General features: G+C 57.4%; 20 protein-coding genes and 2 pseudogenes. 18 read left to right on the top strand and 4 right to left on the bottom strand.

Annotated elements, in window-relative coordinates; translation table 11 throughout:
* Positions 1-64 precede the first annotated feature (64 nt).
* Positions 65-1,246 carry a 4Fe-4S double cluster binding domain-containing protein gene (locus tag ACZ1HE_RS14265; protein WP_472621797.1) on the bottom strand — a complete coding sequence of 394 codons (1,182 nt, stop codon included), beginning with the start codon at positions 1,244-1,246 and terminating at the stop codon, positions 65-67.
* 98 nt (positions 1,247-1,344) lie between these two features.
* Between ACZ1HE_RS14265 and ACZ1HE_RS14260 the strand changes: the two genes are divergently transcribed.
* On the top strand, positions 1,345-1,557 hold the full coding sequence (locus ACZ1HE_RS14260) for a hypothetical protein (RefSeq protein ID WP_472621795.1): 213 nt from the start codon (positions 1,345-1,347) through the stop codon (positions 1,555-1,557).
* Positions 1,506-1,814: a hypothetical protein gene (locus tag ACZ1HE_RS14255; RefSeq protein ID WP_472621793.1), complete on the top strand. Its 309-nt coding sequence runs from the start codon at positions 1,506-1,508 to the stop codon at positions 1,812-1,814. The genes ACZ1HE_RS14260 and ACZ1HE_RS14255 overlap by 52 nt, the downstream gene beginning before the upstream one ends.
* A gap of 629 nt (positions 1,815-2,443) precedes the next feature.
* Here ACZ1HE_RS14255 and ACZ1HE_RS14250 read toward each other — a convergent pair.
* Genes ACZ1HE_RS14250 through ACZ1HE_RS14240 form a run of 3 tightly spaced genes read right to left on the bottom strand, consistent with a single transcriptional unit; the run spans position 2,444 to position 5,130 of the window.
* Positions 2,444-2,995, bottom strand: a complete 552-nt coding sequence (locus ACZ1HE_RS14250) for a TadE/TadG family type IV pilus assembly protein (protein WP_472621791.1) — start codon at positions 2,993-2,995, stop codon at positions 2,444-2,446.
* Between the two features lie 3 nt (positions 2,996-2,998).
* A complete protein-coding gene (locus ACZ1HE_RS14245) occupies positions 2,999-3,535 on the bottom strand; it encodes a TadE/TadG family type IV pilus assembly protein (RefSeq protein WP_472621789.1) in 537 nt (178 codons plus the stop codon).
* Entirely contained in the window at positions 3,532-5,130 is a 1,599-nt protein-coding gene (locus ACZ1HE_RS14240) for a Tad domain-containing protein (RefSeq protein ID WP_472621787.1), read from the bottom strand. The genes ACZ1HE_RS14245 and ACZ1HE_RS14240 overlap by 4 nt, the downstream gene beginning before the upstream one ends.
* Before the next feature lie 437 nt (positions 5,131-5,567).
* Here ACZ1HE_RS14240 and ACZ1HE_RS14235 point away from each other — a divergent pair, with 437 nt between their 5' ends.
* The 16 genes and pseudogenes from ACZ1HE_RS14235 (at position 5,568) to ACZ1HE_RS14160 (ending at position 22,738) form a co-directional block, all read left to right on the top strand.
* Positions 5,568-6,998 carry a Glu/Leu/Phe/Val family dehydrogenase gene (locus tag ACZ1HE_RS14235; RefSeq protein WP_472621785.1) on the top strand — a complete coding sequence of 477 codons (1,431 nt, stop codon included), beginning with the start codon at positions 5,568-5,570 and terminating at the stop codon, positions 6,996-6,998.
* Positions 6,999-7,157: 159 nt separating this feature from the next.
* Entirely contained in the window at positions 7,158-8,057 is a 900-nt protein-coding gene (locus ACZ1HE_RS14230) for a hypothetical protein (protein ID WP_472621783.1), read from the top strand.
* A gap of 141 nt (positions 8,058-8,198) precedes the next feature.
* Complete coding sequence (locus ACZ1HE_RS14225) at positions 8,199-9,452, top strand: sarcosine oxidase subunit beta family protein (protein WP_472621781.1); 1,254 nt, start codon at positions 8,199-8,201, stop codon at positions 9,450-9,452.
* A gap of 59 nt (positions 9,453-9,511) precedes the next feature.
* Positions 9,512-9,775, top strand: coding sequence for a sarcosine oxidase subunit delta (locus tag ACZ1HE_RS14220; RefSeq protein ID WP_472621779.1), 264 nt, complete (start codon positions 9,512-9,514; stop codon positions 9,773-9,775).
* Complete coding sequence (locus ACZ1HE_RS14215; protein ID WP_472621777.1) at positions 9,772-12,705, top strand: sarcosine oxidase subunit alpha family protein; 2,934 nt, start codon at positions 9,772-9,774, stop codon at positions 12,703-12,705. The genes ACZ1HE_RS14220 and ACZ1HE_RS14215 overlap by 4 nt, the downstream gene beginning before the upstream one ends.
* Positions 12,698-13,243, top strand: coding sequence for a sarcosine oxidase subunit gamma (locus ACZ1HE_RS14210; RefSeq protein ID WP_472621775.1), 546 nt, complete (start codon positions 12,698-12,700; stop codon positions 13,241-13,243). The genes ACZ1HE_RS14215 and ACZ1HE_RS14210 overlap by 8 nt, the downstream gene beginning before the upstream one ends.
* A 39-nt stretch (positions 13,244-13,282) precedes the next feature.
* Positions 13,283-13,591, top strand: coding sequence for a hypothetical protein (locus ACZ1HE_RS14205; protein ID WP_472621773.1), 309 nt, complete (start codon positions 13,283-13,285; stop codon positions 13,589-13,591).
* Positions 13,592-13,652: 61 nt separating this feature from the next.
* Positions 13,653-15,607 (top strand): annotated as a pseudogene (gene dnaG / locus ACZ1HE_RS14200) (DNA primase).
* Between the two features lie 112 nt (positions 15,608-15,719).
* A complete protein-coding gene (rpoD, locus tag ACZ1HE_RS14195) occupies positions 15,720-17,702 on the top strand; it encodes an RNA polymerase sigma factor RpoD (protein WP_472621771.1) in 1,983 nt (660 codons plus the stop codon).
* Between the two features lie 78 nt (positions 17,703-17,780).
* Positions 17,781-18,260, top strand: a complete 480-nt coding sequence (locus tag ACZ1HE_RS14190) for a hypothetical protein (RefSeq protein ID WP_472621769.1) — start codon at positions 17,781-17,783, stop codon at positions 18,258-18,260.
* Between the two features lie 125 nt (positions 18,261-18,385).
* Positions 18,386-18,802, top strand: a complete 417-nt coding sequence (locus tag ACZ1HE_RS14185; RefSeq protein WP_472621767.1) for a hypothetical protein — start codon at positions 18,386-18,388, stop codon at positions 18,800-18,802.
* A 39-nt stretch (positions 18,803-18,841) separates the two neighbouring features.
* Positions 18,842-19,254, top strand: a pseudogene (locus ACZ1HE_RS14180) (secondary thiamine-phosphate synthase enzyme YjbQ).
* A gap of 125 nt (positions 19,255-19,379) precedes the next feature.
* Positions 19,380-19,850 carry a transcriptional regulator NrdR gene (gene nrdR, locus ACZ1HE_RS14175; RefSeq protein ID WP_085796091.1) on the top strand — a complete coding sequence of 157 codons (471 nt, stop codon included), beginning with the start codon at positions 19,380-19,382 and terminating at the stop codon, positions 19,848-19,850.
* A 20-nt stretch (positions 19,851-19,870) separates the two neighbouring features.
* Positions 19,871-20,947 (top strand): bifunctional diaminohydroxyphosphoribosylaminopyrimidine deaminase/5-amino-6-(5-phosphoribosylamino)uracil reductase RibD, encoded by a 1,077-nt coding sequence (gene ribD, locus ACZ1HE_RS14170; RefSeq protein ID WP_472621765.1) that lies wholly within the window; start codon positions 19,871-19,873, stop codon positions 20,945-20,947.
* A gap of 70 nt (positions 20,948-21,017) precedes the next feature.
* A complete protein-coding gene (locus ACZ1HE_RS14165) occupies positions 21,018-21,647 on the top strand; it encodes an amidohydrolase family protein (RefSeq protein ID WP_472621763.1) in 630 nt (209 codons plus the stop codon).
* A 14-nt stretch (positions 21,648-21,661) separates the two neighbouring features.
* Positions 21,662-22,738 (top strand): amidohydrolase, encoded by a 1,077-nt coding sequence (locus ACZ1HE_RS14160; protein ID WP_472621761.1) that lies wholly within the window; start codon positions 21,662-21,664, stop codon positions 22,736-22,738.
* The last annotated feature ends 1 nt before the right edge of the window (position 22,739 follow it).

The raw sequence follows: 22,739 nt of genomic DNA, 5'->3' as shown, positions 1-22,739 counted from the left end.
CTGAGCAAGAGCCCGTCAGGGCATGCTGCGAAGGCGGGAGCACATCCGGATCTGGTCCAGATGTTTACCCCTCGTGAGCACCCCACCACTCCGCTGGTTTCGAACGCTGCCCATGATCTTTCGCCAGGCGCAGTGCCAGTTTGCGCCACGGTGACAGCGCCAGCTTCAACCACAACCGATGACGCCGTTTGGAATAGTCGCGATTGAAAGGGCAGACGCGCATGCAGATGGCACAATCGGACGCAAGCTTGGCCCAGAAGGAAAAGCACTTTTCTGCATCCGATGTCCATTTACGCACCCCCTTGATGGCCGAGACATTGGCCGTGTCTGTCGTGGGCGGGCCATAAGGCAGCGCCTTGACCGGACAGGCGTCGGCGCATTTGGTACAGATGTCGCAGAACGCCTTCACCCCTTTGGGTTCGGGCGTGTCATGGGTCAGCGGCAGGTTGGTGAAAATCTTGGAGAACCGCAGGCGCGGCCCGAACTCGGGTGTGATTACCATCTGGTTGCGGGCATATTCTCCCAGGCCCGCCTTGACCGCGTAAGGAATGACCAGACCGGTGTCGTTCATCGACGGAACGGCCTCAAACCCCAGGTTGCGGATATAGGCTGCCAGTTGCATTACCACCGACGCCTCGTGGCTGTATTCGCGCCCTGTCGCAGCACCGGCCAGAGCCGAAGGGTAGGTGGCGACCAGCTCCTTGTCCATCTCGTGCCCCAACACGATGACCGAGTTGAGCCCCTCGGGCAGGTCCAGCGGTGCTTCGGTCAGATCGCGGGTGTCGACGCGCGAGGTATAAAGCCAGCGCTCGTCCAGATCGGTCACGCCGCACAAATCAGCGCCAAAAAACTTGGCGATACGTTTGACCTCAGCGCTCATTTTGGTGGGATCGTCGATTTCGGCTTGCATGGGGGCCACAGGCGTGTCGTTGCTGATCGGGGCTTGAAACCCTTCGCGTCGTCCCTGATCGGCAAAGCGGTTGGTCACCACATCTGAAATCAGCCAAGCGGCGTTGCGCAGGGCAAAATCCTTTTGCGAAAACCCGTCACCGCGCCGGGGTGTGGCCTCCATTCGGTAAGAGGCAAAGAATTTGGCCGTGTGCTTGGACTTGACACGATCGTCCCACATGGCGCGGGTGAAGACGTCGTTGCGCTGTGTGAACCGCTCGAAATCGTCGGTCACATCGATGCCTGCGGCGGCGTCATTGGCTTTCTGCGGGGTATCCCGGTTTGATGGATAGCTCATGTGTGGGACGCTATCTGCGGTTAGTGGGTAGGGCAATGGCCCTGTTGCCCGGGCGTTGAATGCGTTATGCCCACAACCGCAGAGCAGTGGAGGGGCAGATGAACGAAGACGTATTGGCCGTGGTCGAGGCCTCGGCCCCGCGCAGATGGATGGGGGTGATCATGCTCGCCGTTGTGTCGCTGATGTCATTCTATGTCGCTCTGTTGGGTGGTCCCGAACTGCATTGGCAGGCTTTTCTGATTGTTGTTGGGGGGCGGCCATGTGGCTGGCGCTCAAGATGTGGCGTGCCACACAAGAGCGTCTCGAATTGACCGAAACCGAGCTGCGCTCGACCGATGGGCAAGTGATCGCGCGGGTCGAAGACATCGAAGCCCTTGATCGGGGAACTTTTGCGTTCAAACCGTCCAATGGCTTTTTGTTGCGCACCAGCCAGTCCGCGCCGCGCGTATGGCAGCCGGGCCTCTGGTGGCGCATGGGCCGCCGCATCGGAATTGGCGGTGTGACGCCAGGATCGCAGAGCAAGTTTATGGCCGAGATGATTTCAGCAATGATCGCGCAACGGGGCTAACTCGTCTGATACAGCCGGGGATATAGGTGTTGTGCCAAATGGGGTAACCGATCCTTGTGGAACGTCAGACGATTTTGGTCTTTGTGCCAAGAACGGACCCTAGTGCCACAAGCAAGGCGTTTGTGGCGGAGCTGCATGTCGGCAGAGTGCCTGCCCAATCTATCGGTATGCTGCAGTAAAGTGCACGGCGGTTTTCCTAGAAGCCCTAAACTTCCATATATGGCCGCATTTACGCAAATTAGTTGCCTTTGTTGATCTCGCTAGGCTAATTGGCGAGCGCCTTTGCCATCGTTCGGCTCTGTTCACCCTTGTTGAAAAAATGTTGACCTAAGATGCCAAGTCGAACGACTAGTCTCCAGTCGTCATCTGGAACAAGTAGATCAGTAATAAACCGCCAAGGTTGGCGAAGCAGAGTTCGGTATTTGAACGATTCCACTTGTTTACCTTCAATTTCAGCAGAGAACTTGTGGCGAATAAATCCTTGAGACCATGTGCCTCTGTTTTCGTTACTGAGCGAAAAAGCGGCATGGTTCTAGCCCCGCCAGTGGCGAGGCCGTCAATTCAACTTCGAGAAGGCCGATCAAAGAACGGTGAGTAAACAGCTCCCACGCCCCTCGTAGTGGCTCGCGTCAGGACGCCCAAGCCACCTGGTTGGTAAAGCGCGGTCGGGTAAATACAAAGTTGTTCATCTCGATATCGTCGATACCGACCCTGAATGGCGGGACATAAGTATTGCTGGTCTCGATCAGGATCACGCGCTCTTCGTCCGGCATGGTCGGCAAACGTTCCGCGATGCTGCCGACAGTGGCGTTGGTCAGCTCGGAATTGAAGCCGCGCACCCTGGACCAGTCGACATAATAACGGTCGTCTTCCTCGTCGAAACGAATGACCGAAATTCGAACACGTGTTTCAGTTCTGTTCCGCGTCATGATATCCAGCAATCGCTGCATTGAATCTATGTATGTTTCATCAATTCCAGCCGTCTCACGCGAGACTAAATCGCTGATCGTAAAGGCTGCTTTCAGGTTGGCCGAGCTCTGACGGTAGCCGTCAAAGAAGGTGTAGCAAGCCATGATGACCCAGAACAACATGGGAAACATCAATACGAATTCGACGGAAACAGCGCCTTTTTCGTCGCGGGAAAAACGCTCTAAGAAGTTTTTAAGAAATTTACTGGTCATGGCTCACTGTGGCTCCTGCACGAATACGGTTGTTGCAACCAGCGCGTATTGGCCTTCTGCATTGTCGCCCAGCTTTTTGCCCAACCCTGAAGTGGGAAACAAAGGTTCGATCTTGGCGCAGGCGCGCAGAACCATCAGTTCGTTGCTTGCACCATTCACGAATGTGCGGACAGGTCTGACATCCTCGGTTCGGTCAGTGCAATCCGGTTCGCCATCAATATTGATGCTGTCACGCGGGTCCACCTGAACCATCTCGAGGCGCATATTCGTGCCGCAATCGGTGATGAATGTGGAACGTTCGCAAATAATCTCCTTGAGATCGTCATGCTGAAAGTTGACGCCTGTTCCCAGTCGGATGTCACGCACCGTCAAGTCGACCGCCCGTTCGAGCATCGCGTGTTTGAGCGTGACAAACGCCAGTTCTACGCCAGATAGAAGCGCCACCATGAGGAGGGGAAAGAGCAATGCAAACTCGATGGTTGCGTTGCCCTTTTCGTCATCCTTGAACCGACGGCATCTTTTAAAGATTTGACCAATCATTGTGTCAGCCTCAGTTTGCGGATCGAGGATGCAATCGACGCAAATGCATCCGTAATTTCCAACCCATCGACATCATAGAAATGACTGTCCGAGCTGGCACATTCCTTGAGTACTGCCAAACCACGGCTTGGGGCTTCGAACCCGATTGTATAGACAATCACGTTTTGATCCTTTGCAGCGTCACAAACTGCCTGAGTGCGGGTATCCTTCGTGCTGGAACCAACGTAATTCCGCACGCCATAGTACCATTCGCTGCGGGCTTGATCGTCGTTCATCCAAGGATAGTAATGTTTACTCAGGTTGTATTGCAGGGATGTCTGCTCCCACAGTTCGGGATAGGTAAGGCGTTCGGACGATCCAGGTTCTTCAACGGTCTCGTTCTGCCAGCTGCCGTAGTAGCAGTTGCCATAATAGATCGTGCCAGTGCAGGTTGTCTCGACTGTTGTACCATTTCCATATGGATGGTCTTGCCATGTTCCGTCATGTGGCCAGAAATAGCGGTTTGTCGCGGGGCGATAGACGGAATACTCTTCCTCCTCAGCATTCCACCAGATGTTTGAATCTCCCTGGCGATACTGGTCGTTGAGGTAATATTGACTTGTGTTCTGACCATCCGTCATCAAAACGATGACTTTCAAGGTTTCACCATCCGAGAAGTTGTGGGGGCGCGCCGAGAAGTCTGTAGGAATATCACCGGCATCGATAAGTTCAGTCACAACGCCATTCATGCTGCTGTCCAGCAAGGCGGTGCCCCATTTCATCCCAACATCGATCGAAGTGTTCCCGCGAGCAGACAACGCGGTAATGAAATTCTTCAGTACGGTGCGGTCTTTCTGAAGGGGCAGAATCTCTCGTCCATTGTCCGCTTCGCAGACTGGAAACTTGACTAGGTCACCATATGGGCGTCCATCACTGCGGGACGAACTTGCGCTTGTGAAGGTATCAAAGTGCAGTGTTCGAGGGCGCGACGTGGACGGGTCCAGCTGCGTGGTCGAAAAGTCGCTAGCCGGGAAATTGATGCAGTTCGACTGTGCGTTTTCACCCACAACCTGGAATTCATCCATCATATTGTCTGAAACAGACACCTGAGTTGCGTACGGGATGATCGAGATCGAAAGTTTACCGTCTTCGGTGTTGTCTACCATCTGATCCACAAAATCATGCGCGGCGACTTTCAGGTTAGGAAGCCTGCTGTTTGAATTCATCGATCCCGAGACGTCCAGAACCAAAGAAATCTCCACCCCACCGATGCTCTCTTCCGCGGTACTGGCAGCCGGAGCGTTTAGCGTGTCGACACCCGACAAGTGCATGAACTGAGTGGGAAACTCTGAGTTGGCTGTTGCCTCAACAGTTCTAAAACCCAATCCTTCGGTGACGTTTACGTTGGTCAGGTATTGCAGCAAGTCCGCTTTCTGCAGGTATTCCCTCACGACGGTTTCGGGATCGAGTGTCTGGTCAAGGTCGGCCGCAGCCAAAACTGCGCGGTCCATTGTATATTGCAGATTTGCCCGGTCTCTTTCGTAGCGCATCAGGTCAACGCCCATGCCGCCAATAGCGAGCATGATAAAGAACAGAAACAGTACGAAGATCGTCATCACACCGCTTTCGTCAGATGCAAAGCGCTTGAGTCGATGTGTCACAAACCGCCGCGATGCTCGATTTGAACTGATCCTGAATTTGGCGTTTTGAAACATGACTCACCTCTTCCTTCAGCGTTTGACTGCACCCTGAAGACAAACTTCCACACAGGGGTTTTGCCGTGAGATGATGGTCAAAATGTGGCGCAATACGCTCTAAACAATGGAAATTGCGTAGGAATTGGAGACACTGTACTCGTTTGAGCTGGGGTTGTTTCTGAGGCGAGGACAATTCGGCATTTACAGCTACTCAGGTATGATTCGTCCCTTAACCGCACGGGCTTGTTTTGCAAGTGATTAAAAATGTCGCACTTCTTAATTGAACGGTCATACTGTCGCTGCGACAACTCATCCCAGAGCGAGTCGCAAAAGGTCATGGAGGAAGTATTGTGAGTATGACCCGTACAAATGAGCCCAGTTTTCGTGAGAGCGTAGACCTGATGTTCAACAGAGCGGTTGCCCTGATGGACTTGCCGCCGGGATTGGAAGAAAAAATCCGGGTGTGCAACGCGACCTATACGGTCAGGTTTGGTGTACGATTGCGCGGACAGATCCAGACCTTTGTCGGCTATCGCTCAGTGCACTCGGAACATATGGAACCGGTAAAGGGTGGTATCCGCTATGCTCCGTCCGTCAATCAGGACGAGGTCGAAGCACTGGCCGCGCTAATGACCTACAAATGTGCCTTGGTCGAAGCACCTTTTGGTGGCTCTAAGGGCGGTCTGTGCATCGACCCGCGTCAATACGACGAACATGAGCTGGAGCAGATCACCCGCCGCTTTGCCTATGAGTTGGCCAAGCGTGACCTGATCCACCCGTCTCAGAACGTTCCCGCCCCAGACATGGGCACCGGCGAGCGTGAGATGGCCTGGATTGCGGACCAATACGCGCGCATGAACACCACCGACATCAACGCGCGCGCCTGTGTCACCGGTAAGCCGTTGAACGCGGGCGGTATCTCGGGGCGGGTCGAAGCGACGGGCCGGGGTGTCCAATATGCGCTGCGCGAGTTCTTCCGTGATCCGCGCGACGTGGCCAAGGCCGGGCTCAGCGGTTCGCTTGATGGCAAGCGCGTGATCGTTCAGGGCCTTGGTAATGTGGGTTATCATGCTGCGAAGTTCCTGCAGGAAGAGGACGGCTCCAAGGTCGTCGGCATCATCGAACGGGACGGGGCGCTGTACAACGTCGATGGCCTGGACGTCGAAGGTGTACGCAACTGGATCGTCAAACATGGTGGTGTGACGGGCTACCCTGACGCGACCCATACAGCTGACGGTGGCGCAGTACTGGAAGAGGACTGTGACATCCTGATTCCGGCGGCGCTTGAAGGCGTTATCAACCTGGGCAACGCGGCCAACATCAAGGCACCCTTGATTATCGAAGCCGCGAATGGCCCGGTGACGGCCGGAGCGGATGAGATCCTGCGTAAGAGGGGCACCGTGATTATTCCCGATATGTATGCCAACGCTGGCGGTGTGACGGTGTCCTACTTCGAGTGGGTCAAGAACCTCAGCCACATCCGGTTTGGGCGGATGCAGCGTCGTCAGGAAGAGGCACGCCACCAGTTGGTGATTGATGAGCTGGAGCGCTTGGATCGCTATCTTGGGGATGCCTGGTCAATGACACCTGAGTTCAAGCAAAAGTATCTGCGCGGCGCTGATGAACTGGAGCTTGTCCGCTCGGGCTTGGATGACACCATGCGGATTGCCTATCAGTCGATGCGTGAGATCTGGCACGATCGCGCCGATGTCGAGGATCTGCGGACCGCGGCCTATCTGGTGTCGATCAACAAGGTTGCGGCCAGCTATCGCGCAAAGGGCCTGTAGGCTCTTTGATAAGAAATTGGGCGGCGCGCGAATTTGCGCGCCGCCCTTTTACGACCCGCGTTAAAAAAACACAGTTTTTCAACGAATTGAGCCCGTGAGGGTGGGAGAATGGCGGGAGTGCTCTATTGTCCCCATGTGAGACAATCAAAGGAGCACCGTATGACCCCGAAAATGTGTTCTCTCGCCGTATTTGGCAGTGCCATTCTGCTGACTGGGGCCGAAGCAGGAGCCCAACAACGCACGGGATGGGCAGCACAATTTGATGGGCTGGCGGTTTATCAGGGCAACGCAGGCCTAAGCGGCGGCGGCGAATTCAGCTCGGAGCGGGCGTTCCTGCGTACAGGCGCGCTTTATCGTTTCGAAAGCGGTGCATCAGCGGGCCTTTTCTTGAGCTACGGTCAGTTTTCCTATGACTTCAGCTTGGCCGGTAATCAGCCCTGGAACCGTATACGCGATGTGCGGATCTCGGCGCCTGTGCGGTTTTCCGTAGGGCAAAATGCAACAGTTTTCTTCTCACCTCAGGTTCGCTGGGACTACGAGGACGGCGCAGCGTCGTCCGATGGGCGCACGTATGGTGTCTTTGCGGGCATCACATGGCAAGTAAACCCGAACCTGCGGATCGGACCTGCATTTGGCGCCTTCTCGGAGTTGGGTACCGACGGGACCGAGGTCTTTCCAGCACTTCTGGTCGATTGGGACATCGCACCACGCTGGAACGTGAGTACCGGAACGGGGTTGGGCGCGACGCAAGGGCCGGGTGTGATCTTGAGCTATCAATATTCGGATGCCCTGAGCTTCTCTCTTGGAGCACGGTCTGAACGCGTGCGGTTTCGGTTGGACAACACAGGCCTTGCCCCCGGTGGTGTGGGCGAGGATCGCAGCATTCCCGTGGCGGTATCCGTGGATTACGAGCCGAACCCGGGTGTTCGGGTGAGTGCCTTTGTCGGAGCAGAGTTCGATGGCCGTCTTACGCTGGATTCCGCCGCAGGTACCGAGATCAGCCGTCAAGACTACGACACCGCACCGATTGTGGGATTTGCTGCACGCATCCGGTTCTGAACCGACCATAGCTGGACGTCTTTGCGACAAATCCGGTCGGAGTCTGACATGTTTTTGTCGAAAAGCGATATGGTGATCTAGGGGCGGGTTGCTACATCTGTTCCGACGGGCGCATTCCGGCCCGACAGGAGGAAGCAGATCATGCGTTTTTCAGGCCTTCGCGTTCTCAAGGAAGGGTTGACCGGCAACAAGGGCTGGAAACCCCATTGGCGCGATCCCGAACCCAAGGCGGAATATGACATCGTCATCATCGGTGGCGGCGGTCACGGTCTGGCGACGGCCTTTTACCTGGCCAAGGAACATGGGTTGACCAACATCGCGGTGCTGGAAAAAGGCTATATCGGTGGCGGCAACATTGGTCGGAACACGACCATCGTGCGGGCCAACTACTTCCTGCAGGGCAATTCCGAGTTTTATTCCCATTCGCTGAAACTGTGGGAAGGGTTGGAAGAAGACCTGAACTACAACGTGATGCATTCGCAGCGCGGGATCATCAATTTGTTCCATTCCGATGGGCAGCGCGATGCGCGGGCGCGGCAGGGCAACATGATGCTCAGCCAGGGCGACGATGCGATCCTTCTGGGTCGGGACGAGTTACGCAAGATGTTGCCTTACCTGGATTTCGACAATGGTCGTTTTCCGATCTATGGCGGACTGTATCACCCGCGCGGTGGCACGGCGCGCCACGATGCTGTGGCCTGGGGCTTTGCCCGTGGGGCGGATCAGCGCGGTGTGGATCTGCTGCAGAACTGCGAAGTGACCGGAATCGACATTGATGGCGGCAAGGTCAAAGGCGTACAAACCTCGCGCGGGCCTATCCGGGCCAAGAAGGTGGCGATGGTGGTTGCGGGCCGCTCCAGTCAGGTAGCAGCGATGGCGGGTATGAACCTGCCGATCGAAAGCCACATCCTGCAAGCCTTTGTGACCGAAGGATTGAAGCCGGTGATCGACAACGTGGTCACCTTTGGCATGGGGCATTTCTATATCAGCCAATCGGACAAGGGCGGTTTGGTCTTTGGCGGCGATCTGGATTACTACGCCTCATATGCGGCGCGGGGCAACTTGCCGACAGCGGAACACGTGATGGAGGCGGGCATGGCTCTGATGCCGATGATCGGCAAGGCCAAGATGCTGCGCAGTTGGGGCGGGATCATGGATATGTCCCCAGACGGATCACCCATCATCGACCGGACCCATATCGACGGGCTCTACCTGAACTGCGGCTGGAACTACGGCGGGTTCAAGGCAGTACCGGGCTCGGGCAACGTCTTTGCCCATCTGATCGCGACAGATCGCTATCATGAGAACGCCACAGGCTATCAGCTGGATCGTTTCCGCACCGGGCGGGGCATCATCGACGAAGAGGGCCGCGGCTCTCAACACAACCTGCACTAGGGGATGAGGCAGATGTCGGATTTCCGTATTTGTAACGAGAAGAAGCAGGGGGTTAAGGTATGAGGATCACCTGTCCGATCTGCGGCGAGCGGGATCGTCGCGAATTCTACTACAAGGGGCACGCATTGGCGCTCGACCGGCCAGCGCCGGATGCGGGCGAAGAGGCCTGGGACAATTACGTTTACCTGCGTGAGAATCCGGCCGGTGAAACCCGCGACTTGTGGCAGCACGAGGGCGGCTGCGGTGCCTGGATCGAAGTGACGCGCAACACGGTGACCCACGAAATCATCGCGACGCGATTGGTGTCGGAGGTGAAGTCATGAGGGTCGCAAACAGGGGTCTGCTGGATCACAGCAAGCCGGTGACATTTTCGTTCGACGGGGTGAACTACACTGGGCTGGAGGGTGATACACTCGCCTCGGCGCTGCTCGCCAATGAGGTTCGGCTAGTGGGTCGTTCGTTCAAATATCACCGCCCGCGCGGCATCTTGACGGCGGGCAGTGAAGAACCAAATGCGCTGGTGACCGTCGGGCAGGATGGGCGGCAAGACCCCAATGTGCGCGCCACGATGCAGGAGCTTTACGACGGCCTGCAGGCGCGCAGTCAGAACCGTGGGCTGTCACTGCAGTTTGATCCGATGGCGATCACCGATCTGGCGGCGCCGTTCCTGGGTGCGGGCTTCTATTACAAGACCTTCATGTGGCCGCGCGCGTTCTGGGAAAAGCTTTATGAGCCGATCATTCGTCGCGCTGCCGGTCTGGGCGCGCTGTCGGGTGAAGACAACGCAGATGTCTATGACAAGGCCTATGCCTTCTGCGACCTGCTGGTGATCGGGTCCGGTCCTGCTGGCTTGATGGCCGCCTTGGTGGCTGGTCGCGCCGGGGCTGATGTGATCCTGGCCGAAGAAGACAGCCGCATGGGCGGGCGTCTGCTGGCCGAGACGCATGAGATCGACGGTAAACCCGGCCATGTCTGGGCTGACGAGGTTTTGGCCGAGCTGGGCGCGATGGACAACGTGCGCCTGATGACGCGTACGACCGTGACCGGGGCCTATGACGGCGGCACATTTGGCGCGTTGGAACGTGTGCGCCACCATCTGGGCAGCCGCCCGGCAGGCGCGCCGATCGAGACGTTCTGGCGGATTGCGTCGAAACGCGCGGTTCTGGCCGCAGGCGCTCTGGAGCGTCCCGTGGCGTTCCGCAACAATGACCGTCCCGGCATCATGACCGCAGGCGCGGTGCGGGCTTATCTGAACCGTTGGGGCGTAGCTCCGGGGCAGCGAGTGGCCGTTTTTGGCAACACCAATGACATCCACCGCACGGCACGTGACCTGCTGAATGCAGGCGTTCATGTGGCCGGTGTTATCGACAGTCGTCATGATGGGCCGACGTCCGATGACTACCCTGTTTATCGCGGCGCGCAGGTTTCAAACAGCGCTGGGCGCAAGGCGCTGGAATCGATCACCATCCGCAGCGCCAGTGGCGAGCAGAACCTGCACGCCGACTGTCTGGCGATGACTGGCGGCTGGAACCCGACCGTGCATATGACCTGCCACATGAACGGGCGCCCGACCTGGAAACGCGAGATCGAGAGCTTTGTGCCGACGCCTGGCGCGATCCCGGGGCTGGAAGCGGCGGGCGCTTGCAATGGGGCCTTTTCCACCGCGGCGTGTTTGCGTGAAGGGGCTGAGGTCGCCGCCCGTGCGCTGGCCGATCTGGGATACCAAGCGCCGGACGTGGCACAGCCGCAGGCCGAGGATGAAGCGTATGAGATCGCGCCATTGTGGGCGGTTCCGGGCAAAGGCCGCGCCTGGCTCGATTTCCAGAACGACGTCACGGTCAAGGATGTGAAACAGGCCGCGGTTGAGAACTTCCGCTCGGTCGAGCATATGAAACGCTACACCACGCAAGGGATGGCGACCGATCAGGGCAAGAACTCGAACGTGGCGGCACTGGCCATTCTGGCCGATGCCACCGGCCGTGGGATCCCTGAGACCGGCACGACGACGTTCCGCCCACCGTATTCGCCGGTGGCCATTGCGGCCTTTGGGGCAGGGGGCACCGGCAAGAGCTTTGCTGCCGAACGCTTTACCACCTCGCACAAGGCGACCGTCGAACGGGGCGCACCGCTGATCGAGGCGGGGCTGTGGTACCGTCCCAGCTATTTCCCCAAGGCGGGCGAACCCACTTGGCTTGAAAGCTGTAACCGTGAGGTTGGTTATGTCCGCAACGCGGTTGGGATTGCTGACGTCTCGACCTTGGGCAAGATCGACGTTCAGGGCAAGGATGCCGGTCAGTTCCTGGACTTCGTCTACACCAACATGTTCTCGACGCTGAAGGTCGGGCGCACGCGCTATGGTCTGATGCTGCGCGAGGATGGGTTTGTCATGGATGATGGCACCACCGCGCGGCTGGGGGAGAACCACTATGTGATGACCACCACCACCGCAGGTGCAGGTGAAGTGATGAAGCACCTGGAGTTCGTCAATCAGGCGCTGGCCCGCGATTTGGATGTACAGTTCACCTCTGTCACGGAACAATGGGCGCAGTTTGCGGTTGCAGGGCCAAAGTCGCGCGCGTTGCTGGATACGCTGCTGGACAAACCGCTGACGGACGAAGACTGGCCCTTCATGGCCTGTGGTCCGGTCAAGGTTTTAGGCATTGATGCGCGTCTGTTCCGCATCTCGTTTTCGGGTGAACACGCCTATGAGGTTGCTGTACCGGCCCGTTATGGCGACAGCCTGTTCCGCCTGCTGGCCAAAAAAGCAGAAGAGGTGGGCGGTGGCGTCTACGGGATGGAGGCGCTCAACGTGCTGCGAATTGAAAAGGGGTTCATCACCCACTCGGAAATCCACGGACGGACCACGGCCTATGACATTGGCATGGGGCGGATGGTTTCAGCCAAGAAGGACTGCATCGGCAAGACGATGACACAGCGACCGGGGCTTGAAGAGCCGGGGCGTGAGGTTCTGGTGGGTTTGAAGCCGGTCGAGAAAGACGGGCAGGTTCTGGCGGGCGCGCATCTGTACAAAAAGGGCGACGAACCGATCCGAACCAATGACCAGGGCTATCTGACATCCGTATGTCATTCACCCACGATGGGTCACATGCTGGCGCTTGGGTTCCTGGCCGATGGGCGCGAGCGTCATGGAGAGGTTGTGAAGATGGTCGATGGGTTGCGCGGAGTCGAAACGCTCTGCGAGGTGGTCGATCCGGTGTTTTTTGACCAACAGGGGGAACGGGTCCGTGGATAATCTTACAGCTCTTTCGCCCTGTGCGGGTCTATTGCCGCTGACGATTGGCACCGCGAAAGTAGTCGAGCTTGAACCAGGGCATCTGACCTCTGTCGCGCCTTACAATGGACAGTTGAACAAGCTGTCCAAGGCGATGAAGGCAGCGCATGGGGTCGAATACCCGCAGGCCAATGGCCTGATCCGGGATGGCGATACGCAAGCCGTTTGGTTCGGGCATGCACAGGCGATGCTGGTTGGCCCCGCGGTGGATGCGGGGTTGGCTAAACACGCGGCTTTGACGGATCAGTCCGACGCTTGGGCAGTTGTCACCCTATCGGGCGATACGGCCGAAGATGTTTTGGCGCGACTTGTGCCATTGGATGTGCGCTTGGCGCATTTCCCGGCTGGCACTGCGGTTCGCACGCAACTGATGCACCTGACGGTTTCGCTGGCACGCTTGGATGAGGGGACGTTTCAGATCATGGCGTTCCGTTCGATGGCGCACACTCTGGTACACGATCTGAAAACGGCCATGGAAGCTGTGGCCGCGCGGGGTTAACCTGCACGGTAACAGAACTGATTCCGGGAGAGACCATTGATGATCCGTCTTGCAACCGCTGCTTCTTTGGCTGCCGCCCTGTTGGCGACACCCGTTGTTGCTGCTGACACTAAAGAGCAAAGCTGCACTTATCAGGCACAAGTGGTCGCGGCCATTCAGAATGCGCGTTTGGACCGGGTCAAGGAACGGGATGTGGCCAAGGTGGTCGCTGCCACCAACCCTACATGGCCCGAGAATTACAATGCCGCGATCCCTTTGATCGCACCTTGGGTTTACGAGCAGAAAAAATCGGTTCTGCGCAAGGAAAACCTGGGCGAGGCGTGGCTGGAACTCTGCCTGAAACAGTAAACTGAAGACTGATGGCTGTGCCGCTCTTGGCGGCGGGGCCCATCTCTGACACAGTACCGATATGTCACTGACTCCCGGATTCATGGATGAGCTGCGCTCTCGCGTCAGCCTGACCCAAGTGGTTGGGCGCAAGGTGACGTGGGATCCGCGTAAGTCCAACCAGGGTAAGGGTGACATGTGGTCCCCGTGCCCCTTCCATCATGAAAAAACGGCGTCTTTTCATGTAGATGATCGTAAGGGGTTCTATTACTGCTTTGGCTGTCACGCCAAGGGTGACGCGATCAAGTTCGTGCAGGAAACCGAAAATGTTTCCTTTATTGAGGCGGTCGAGATCCTGGCGCGCGAGGTCGGGATGACATTACCCGCCCGCGATCCCAAAGCACAAGAAAAGCAGGATCGCCGGAGCCAACTGGCCGAGGTGATGGAACAGGCTGTGCAGTTCTTTCGCTTGCAACTCAACACTGGTGGCGGAGCGGCGGCGCGCGACTACATCACGCGGCGTGGCCTGAATGGTCCGGCGCTGGAACGGTGGGAGATCGGTTTTGCCCCTGATGGTTGGCAGGGCTTGTGGGATCACCTGCGCGGCAAAAGCGTGGCCGAAGATTTGATTCTTGGCGCGGGATTGGCCAAGCCGTCGAACAAAGGCAAGAAACCCTATGACACCTTCCGCAACCGTATCATGTTCCCGATCCGCGATGCGCGCGGGCGCTGTGTGGCCTTTGGTGGCCGCGCGATGGACCCAAATGACAATGCCAAATACCTGAACTCTCCCGAGACCGAGCTCTTTGACAAGGGCCGCAACCTCTACAACCACGGACCTGCCCGGCAGGCGGCGGGGCAGGGGCAACCGCTGATCGTGGCCGAAGGGTATATGGACGTCATTGCCCTGGCCGAGGGCGGTTTTGGTGCTTCGGTCGCGCCTCTGGGCACGGCAATTACGGAAAACCAGCTACAACTTTTGTGGCGCATCTCGGACGAGCCGATTATTGCTCTGGATGGCGACAAAGCCGGTCTTCGTGCCGCGATGCGGGTGATTGATCTGGCCCTGCCGCTGTTAGAGGCGGGGAAATCGGTTCGTTTTGCGCTGATGCCCGAAGGCAAGGACCCGGACGACCTGATCAAGGCCGAAGGCCCCGCCGCGGTACAGGCTGTGCTGGATGCTGCGATCCCTATGGTGCGGCTGCTGTGGCAGCGCGAGACCGAAGGTAAGGTGTTCGACAGCCCCGAGCGTAAAGCTGCGCTGGACAAGACCTTGCGTGAAAAGATCAAACAGATCCGCGACCCCTCGATTCGCTCGCACTATGGACAAGAGATTAAGGACCTGCGTTGGGATCTGTTCCGCCCGAACCGCAAGCAAGGCGGCAAGAGCAGCTGGCAACCGCGTGGAAAATGGAAGCCCGAGCGCCTGTCAGCCTTGCCGGGTACGCGCCAATCCCTATTGGCTTCGGGGGGGACAACGCTCAGGTACATATGCGCGAGGCCGTCATCTTGGCCACGGCCATAGCAACTCCTGAGGTGGTCGTGCAGTTTGAGGTTCAGATCGAGGACATGGAATGCCGCGATCCCGATTATGCCATCTTGCGTGATGTGATCCTGCGCTATGCCATCGACGCGCCCGACCAACTGACGGACCGGATTTTTGACGCTTTGGGGCCCGATGCCCTTGAAAACCTGCGCTCCCTTCGCCATGTCGCAATCAGCCCCTGTGTCCGCAATCCCGGCGATGTCGAACTGGCTGAGCTGACGCTCAACGAAGAACTCGCAAAATTGACCGCATACCGGGGGCTGAGCGCCGAAATTGCCGAGGCCGAAGAAGAGATGGCCGGGCAGACGGATGAGGCGATCACCTGGCGTCTGGGCCAGGCTGCCGAAGCCCGTAACAAGGCGACCCGAAGCGAGAATGAGGACAAGGCGATCTATGACGTTGGGGACAACGGAGCGCGAATCAATCGGGAAGAGCGTGACGCCTTTGCCGCAATCACGGCGGGAATCAATTTCGAGAAGAAGCGCAGGTAGTGCGTTTTGGTAAAGAATAGGTAGAAAAAAACAGGTAAACGGGTGGCCGAATCATTTCATCGCGCTAATGATTCGATCTATCCGAATCACCCAGCCCCTGCAGGAGCACTTAATGGCCGCCAAAGACACCAACGACGACCGCAAGCCCGACGACCAGGAACAGGAAATCTCGCTCGACATGAGCCAGGCCGCGGTCAAGAAGATGATCGCCGAGGCCCGCGAGAAGGGATACATCACATACGATCAGCTCAATCAGGTTCTGCCGCCCGATCAGGTGAGCTCGGAACAGATCGAGGATGTGATGTCGATGCTGTCCGAAATGGGCATTAACATCATCGAAGATGAAGAAGCCGAAGACGAAGAGCAAAAGGGCGCGACCGAGCTGGTGACGACGGACAGCAACCGCGAAGTTACCCTGTCGACCGGTACGGCGGAAAAGCTGGACCGCACCGACGACCCGGTTCGCATGTACCTGCGCGAGATGGGCAGCGTTGAACTGCTGAGCCGCGAAGGCGAGATCGCTATCGCCAAGCGGATCGAGGCTGGTCGCAATACGATGATCGCGGGGCTGTGTGAGAGCCCGCTGACCTTTCAGGCGATTACAATCTGGCACGACGAACTTCTGAGCGAAGATATTCTTCTGCGCGACGTCATCGATCTGGAGACCACGTTCTCGGGTCAGATGGATGACGACGAAGAAGAGCCCGTCGTTGATACCTCGGCCGTTCAGGCGGCCAAGCCAGCCAAAGACGAAGGTCCCGAGTTGGACGCAGACGGCAATCCGATTGCCAAGGACGACGACGACGACGAAGACGAACAGGCCAACATGTCGCTTGCCGCGATGGAGGCCGCGCTCAAGGATCAGGTGCTGACCACGCTGGAACGCATCTCGTCTGACTATGCGCAACTTTCGGAAATGCAGGACAGCCGGATTTCGGCGACGTTGAACGAAGATGGCTCGTTCAGCTCCAAGGACGAGGACGTCTATCAGGCGCTGCGATCCGAGATCGTGGAGCTGGTGAACGGCCTGCACCTGCACAACAACCGTATCGAAGCGCTGATTGACCAGTTGTATGGCATCAACCGCCGGATCATGTCGCTGGACAGCTCGATGGTGAAACTGGCTGATCAGGCTCGCATCAACCGTCGCGAGTTCATCGAGGCATATCGCGGTCGTGAACTGGATCCGAACTGGCTGTCAGACATGGCCGAAAAGCCGGGTCGCGGCTGGCAGATGTTCATCGAACGCTCGACCTCCAAGGTCGAAGAACTGCGCAACGATATGGCTCAGGTCGGTCAATATGTTGGTCTGGACATCAGTGAATTCCGCCGCATCGTGCAGCAGGTCCAGAAGGGTGAAAAAGAGGCCCGTCAAGCCAAGAAAGAAATGGTCGAGGCCAACTTGCGCCTGGTTATTTCGATCGCCAAAAAATACACCAACCGCGGCCTGCAATTCCTTGATCTTATTCAGGAAGGTAACATCGGCCTGATGAAGGCGGTCGATAAATTTGAATATCGCCGCGGGTACAAGTTCTCGACCTATGCGACGTGGTGGATCCGTCAGGCGATCACACGCTCGATCGCGGATCAGGCGCGCACCATCCGTATTCCGGTCCACATGATCGAGACGATCAACAAGCTGGTTCGAACCGGTCGCCAAATGCTGCACGAGATCGGTCGCGAGCCGACGCCGGAAGAGCTGGCCGAAAAGCTACAGATGCCGCTGGAGAAGGTTCGCAAGGTGATGAAGATCGCCAAAGAGCCGATCTCTCTGGAAACACCGATCGGCGACGAAGAAGACAGCCAACTGGGCGATTTCATCGAGGACAAGAATGCTGTGCTGCCTTTGGACAGTGCCATTCAGGAAAACCTCAAGGAAACTACGACCCGGGTTCTGGCCTCGCTCACCCCGCGTGAGGAACGGGTTTTGCGGATGCGCTTTGGCATCGGCATGAACACCGACCATACGCTGGAAGAGGTTGGCCAGCAGTTCAGCGTGACCCGTGAACGGATCCGTCAGATCGAGGCCAAGGCGCTGCGTAAGCTCAAGCACCCCAGCCGCTCGCGAAAACTGCGGTCGTTCCTGGATCAGTAACGCGCTATTGCCGGAAAAATGTGTTAAGCCCAAGAGCGCCCCGGAGGGCGCTCTTTTCCGTTTTGGAGTTTTTGTTGGATGTTTCGGTTAGCAGTACTTTTGATCTTTCTGGGCAACACGGCGATGGCGCAATGCCCTGACGGTGCCCAAACTCTGGTATCGTGCACTGTAAAGGGTGGAACCAAACAATTGACGACGTGTTTGCTGGATGACAGGGCCAGTTACGCCTATGGTTCTGTAGGGCGTTCGCCTGAGTTGTCGCTGGTGCATCCCGTGGGTAGCGTCGACATGCAGCCTTGGCCCGGAGTTGGGTCAACCATCTGGGAATCATTCACTTTTCGAAATCAAGACATTGGATATGTCGTTCATTATGGGATTGAACGCACTCCTGACGGTGAGGTGAGTGGCGGAATTACTGTGATGCAGGGCGACCGCGAACTGGCATATCTGAGTTGCGATCCCGGGTCGGTCAATACGTCAGGCTATGGTCTGCCACTGTTTGAAGCCAAGGAACGGGCGGGTCAGGTCTACTCTCACGAAACGCAAAGCTGGAATTGAGCTGCCCGTCTGGACTTGCCAGTCGAAGGTGCACAAGCCATGACAACGCCGTGACATGCGCTGTCCGACTGTGCTTAGACGCACTAGACTGTGGAGTAGAAATAGAACTTATGGAAATCAGACCCATGAAACACGTAGTTACAGTATCGGCCATCGTTGCAACCTTTGCTCTGGCGCTGCCCAGTTCGGCCAATTCGTTCTTCTCTTCGCGCAACGGTGCGCGGGTATTGCCCCTTAACTCTGCGGTATTCGAAGTCGTTCCTCGCACTGCGGGCCGAACCAACGACATCTGGTGTGCCGCGGCCGACTATGCGCAGCGTGGGGTGGGCGCAAGTTGGAAAAGTCGAATTTATGTCGTGCGTGGACGTGGGCCCAGCGAAACCACAGGCCGACGTACCGCTGTACAGTTCACGCTGGATCCGCAGGCTGCAGGAGTAACACCGATCGAGGGTGGTTTTTTCACAACAGGTTTTTCGGTTGGCGACAGCATGTCCGTGTCTCAGGCAAACGGCTTTTGTGAACCGGTGCCAATTCGTTTCTGACGACTTGCAGAGGCGCCTGTGCTTCGTCACAGTCGCCTCATGCAGACAGAGTTCATGATATCAACGCAAGGGCAGGGGCTTTATGAGATCACCCCCTCGTTTTGGAATGGACGCGGCGCAGCAAGCAGGATGGATTGCTGACACTCTTTGTGCGCCATACTTCTTGTTCTTTACTCATTCAGGAAAACGCGGATCCTGAGGTGCAGACTGACTTGGCAGCGTTTTTCCATCGATTGGTTCCGCCGACCACCGATCCAGCGATGTCATACCTCCAGCATACGTATGAAGGGCCCGATGATATGCCTGCCCATATCAAGGCGGCCATAATGCCTGTCTCTTTATCGATCCCGGTATCGAATGGGGTGCCCGTTCTGGGCACGTGGCAGGGGATTTATTTGTTCGAACACCGAAACGCGCCGCATTCCCGTAAAATCGCTGCACATCTGAGCTGAAATTGCCCCACCATCTAGCGGTTTAAAATCCCCTCTACCCAAACTGTAGAGGCTGCCCTATAGTTGTGGATAAGTGGGCCGAAGCGCTCACAATCAGAGGCGGAAACGAACGAGGGAGAAGGCGGATGCGCTGCCCGTTTTGCGGAAATATAGATACACAGGTCAAGGACTCACGCCCAGCCGAGGATCACGTTTCGATCCGGCGACGTCGGTTTTGTCCGGCCTGTGGTGGACGGTTCACAACCTACGAGCGGGTTCAGCTGCGCGATCTGGTGGTGATCAAGACCAACGGCAAGCGCGAAGATTTTGACCGGGATAAGCTGGAAAGGTCCATCCGCATTTCGATGCAGAAACGACCGATCGAGCCTGAGCGCATTGATCAGATGATTTCCGGTATCGTACGGCGGCTCGAGAGCATGGGGGAAACTGACATTCCATCGAAACAGATCGGTGAAATTGTCATGGAAGCTCTGGCCCGCATCGACACGGTCGCATACGTGCGATTTGCAAGTGTATACAAAAACTTCCAGGCGGCGGATGATTTCGAGGAGTTTGTTCATGAACTACGCCCGCCGGTTCCCCCTAGCGAAGAGTAAATCCGTTGGACAATAGGTACATGGCGCTCGCCCTATCACTGGGGCGGCGCGGTCAGGGTTCGTGCTGGCCCAATCCGGCTGTGGGATGTGTCATCGTCAAGGATGGGCGCATCGTTGGTCGCGGCTGGACGCAACCTGGCGGGCGGCCCCATGCGGAGCCCATAGCACTTGCGCAGGCGGGCGAGGCCGCGCGCGGTGCCACGGCCTATGTTTCCTTGGAACCGTGTTCGCACCACGGTAAGACGCCACCCTGTTCACAAGCGCTGATCGACGCCGGTGTGGCTCGTGTTGTTTGTGCTTTGCAGGACAGCGACCCACGTGTGTCGGGGCAGGGGTTCGATATGCTGCGAGCGGCGGGGATCGAGGTGACGACCGGTGTTCTCAGCAACGACGCGACACGCGATCACGCGGGGTTCCTGCTGCGGACTGAACAGGGGCGACCATTGGTGACGTTGAAACTGGCCAGCAGTTTTGATGGCCGCATCGCCACTGCTACCGGCGAGAGCAAATGGATCACCGGACCTCATGCGCGGCGCGCGGTACATGCGATGCGCGCCCGACACGACGCGGTTCTGGTGGGTGCCGGTACGGCGCGAACAGATGATCCTTCGTTGACTGTGCGGGACATGGGCGTCGAGCACCAGCCCGTGCGCGTTGTCGTCTCGCGCCATCTGGACCTGCCCTTGATGAGCCAACTGGCCCGTACCGCTAAAGAGGTGCCGGTCTGGCTGTGCCACGGTCCGGGAGCCGACATCGAACGGATCAAGGCGTGGGAAGGATTGGGTGCAAAGCTGATCCCCTGCGCGCTCCATGGGGTACAGATCGACGCCAGAGATCTGTTGCAACAACTGGGCAGCGAAGGTTTGACGCGTGTGTTCTGTGAAGGCGGCTCGGCTCTGGCTGCGTCGCTGTTGGCGGATGATTTGGTGGACGAGTTGATTGGTTTTTCTGCTGGGCTGGCCATCGGGGCCGAAGGGCTGCCATCACTGGGGGCCATGGGATTGGACCGGCTGGCTCAAGCGCCACGGTTTCAACTGGCCGAAACGCGGGCCATTGGCCCGGACATCCTGCACCGTTGGACACGCGCGTTGCGTTAGAGCGATAGAATAAGCTAGGAAAATCTGAGTATTCGAATACGATCCCTTAGGAAATTCGGGGAGGGTATTCATGAAACGATCCATTGTGGCGGCTGTGGTTCTGGCCGCGCTACCGATCACATCTTACGCACAATCCAACAGGCTTAACCCAACGGCTGACTACGCGCTGATCAACGGCCGTGTGCATACGATGGACAGCGAAAACAGGATCGTCAGCGCCGTTGGCATCGAAGGGGACAAGATTGTCTATGTGGGCGAAGCGGATGGTTTGAAGAATGTGATTGGGATTGGCACGGAAGTGATCGATCTTGAAGGGCGCATGGTACTGCCCGGCTTTGTCGATGGTCACATTCATGCGGCTGCGGGTGGCTTGATCATGCTAGGCGTCGATCTGCAAACCGATGACAAGGACGAGTTGTTCGCCCGCATACGTAGTGAAGTCGAGAGTAACAAGGACGACATCATCCTCGGTTACGGCATCCGCTTTAACCCTTGGACCGATGGCAATCCGACAGCCGCCATGCTGGACGAGATCGAAAGCGAACGGCCGGTCTATCTGTGGGCCATTGACGGGCATGCGGCTTGGGTCAACTCAAAGGCTCTGGAGCTTGCAGGCATTGACAAAGATACGCCCGAAACGGTGCCGGGGTTTTCTTTTTTGAACGTGATGCTGATGGCAACCCCACCGGGTGGATCGTAGAGATCCCGGCGCAGATGCAAGTTCTAACGTCGCTCATCGATGTGACGCCAGAGTTTTTGTCCGAGGGGGTTGGCCAATGGTTACAGCGCTTTGCGGCCGCAGGTATCACTTCGGTCCATGATCACGGCATTCAGGGAATGAGCCAGCAAGAAGGCTTTCAGATGATGGCCGATTTTGAGGCAAAAGGTGAATTGCCTGTACGCTTCATCGGTTCGTATTATTGGAACGACGGCAGCATCGATCCGCTTCCCGGAACCATCGAGCTGCAAGAGCAGTTCAACTCTGAACTGGTACAGGCGCAATACCTCAAGATTAACATGGACGGTGGGGACGACAAGTGGAACGCGCTTTATGTAGATCCCTATACCGACAAGCCCGATCTTGTTCCTGATCCGATCATTCCGGTTGATATCGTCAAAGATGCGGTGATCCGCGCGGATGCGGCCGGAATAAACGTTACCTGCCACTGTTTCGGTGATCTCGCAGTGCGAACACTGTTGGATGCGATCGAAGCCGCCATTGCTGCCAACCCGCAACGTGAGCGGGCCCACAAGATCACCCATGGAACGTTGATCCATCCCGACGACTACGCACGCTTTGCCGAGCTGGGAGTAATATATGACAGTTCCGGCGCTTGGATGAGCTTTGACCCTCTTTTGCAGACCGTTTCCACCAGTCGCCTGGGCGCAGAGCGAGTGCAAGCGATGTTCCCGGTCAACCGGGTTGCCGACGCAGGCGGAGTATTCTCTTTCGGTTCGGATTGGCCGGTCTCAGGGTATGTCTCGGAGTATCGCCCGTTGGTTGCAATTGAAACCGGGGCAACGCGGCAACTGCGCGCGCGTCGGGACGTGGCGCCATTGGGTGGCGAAGAAGCCAAGTTGCCGCTTCAGCTTGCGTTGGAAGCTCATACCATCAACGCCGCGCGGAGCATGGGTATGCAAGATCAAGTCGGTAGTTTGGAAGTGGGCAAGAAAGCGGACATCGTTGTGTTGGAGCAGGACCTCTATGAAGTTGAACCAGAGCGAATTTCCGATGTCGCGGTCACTTACACGATCATGGGCGGGCAGTTGACTTATGAAAAGGCGGATTAAG

Source organism: Falsiruegeria sp. JB4-1 (assembly GCF_055693495.1).
This window is presented reverse-complemented; position numbering and strand designations above follow the sequence as displayed.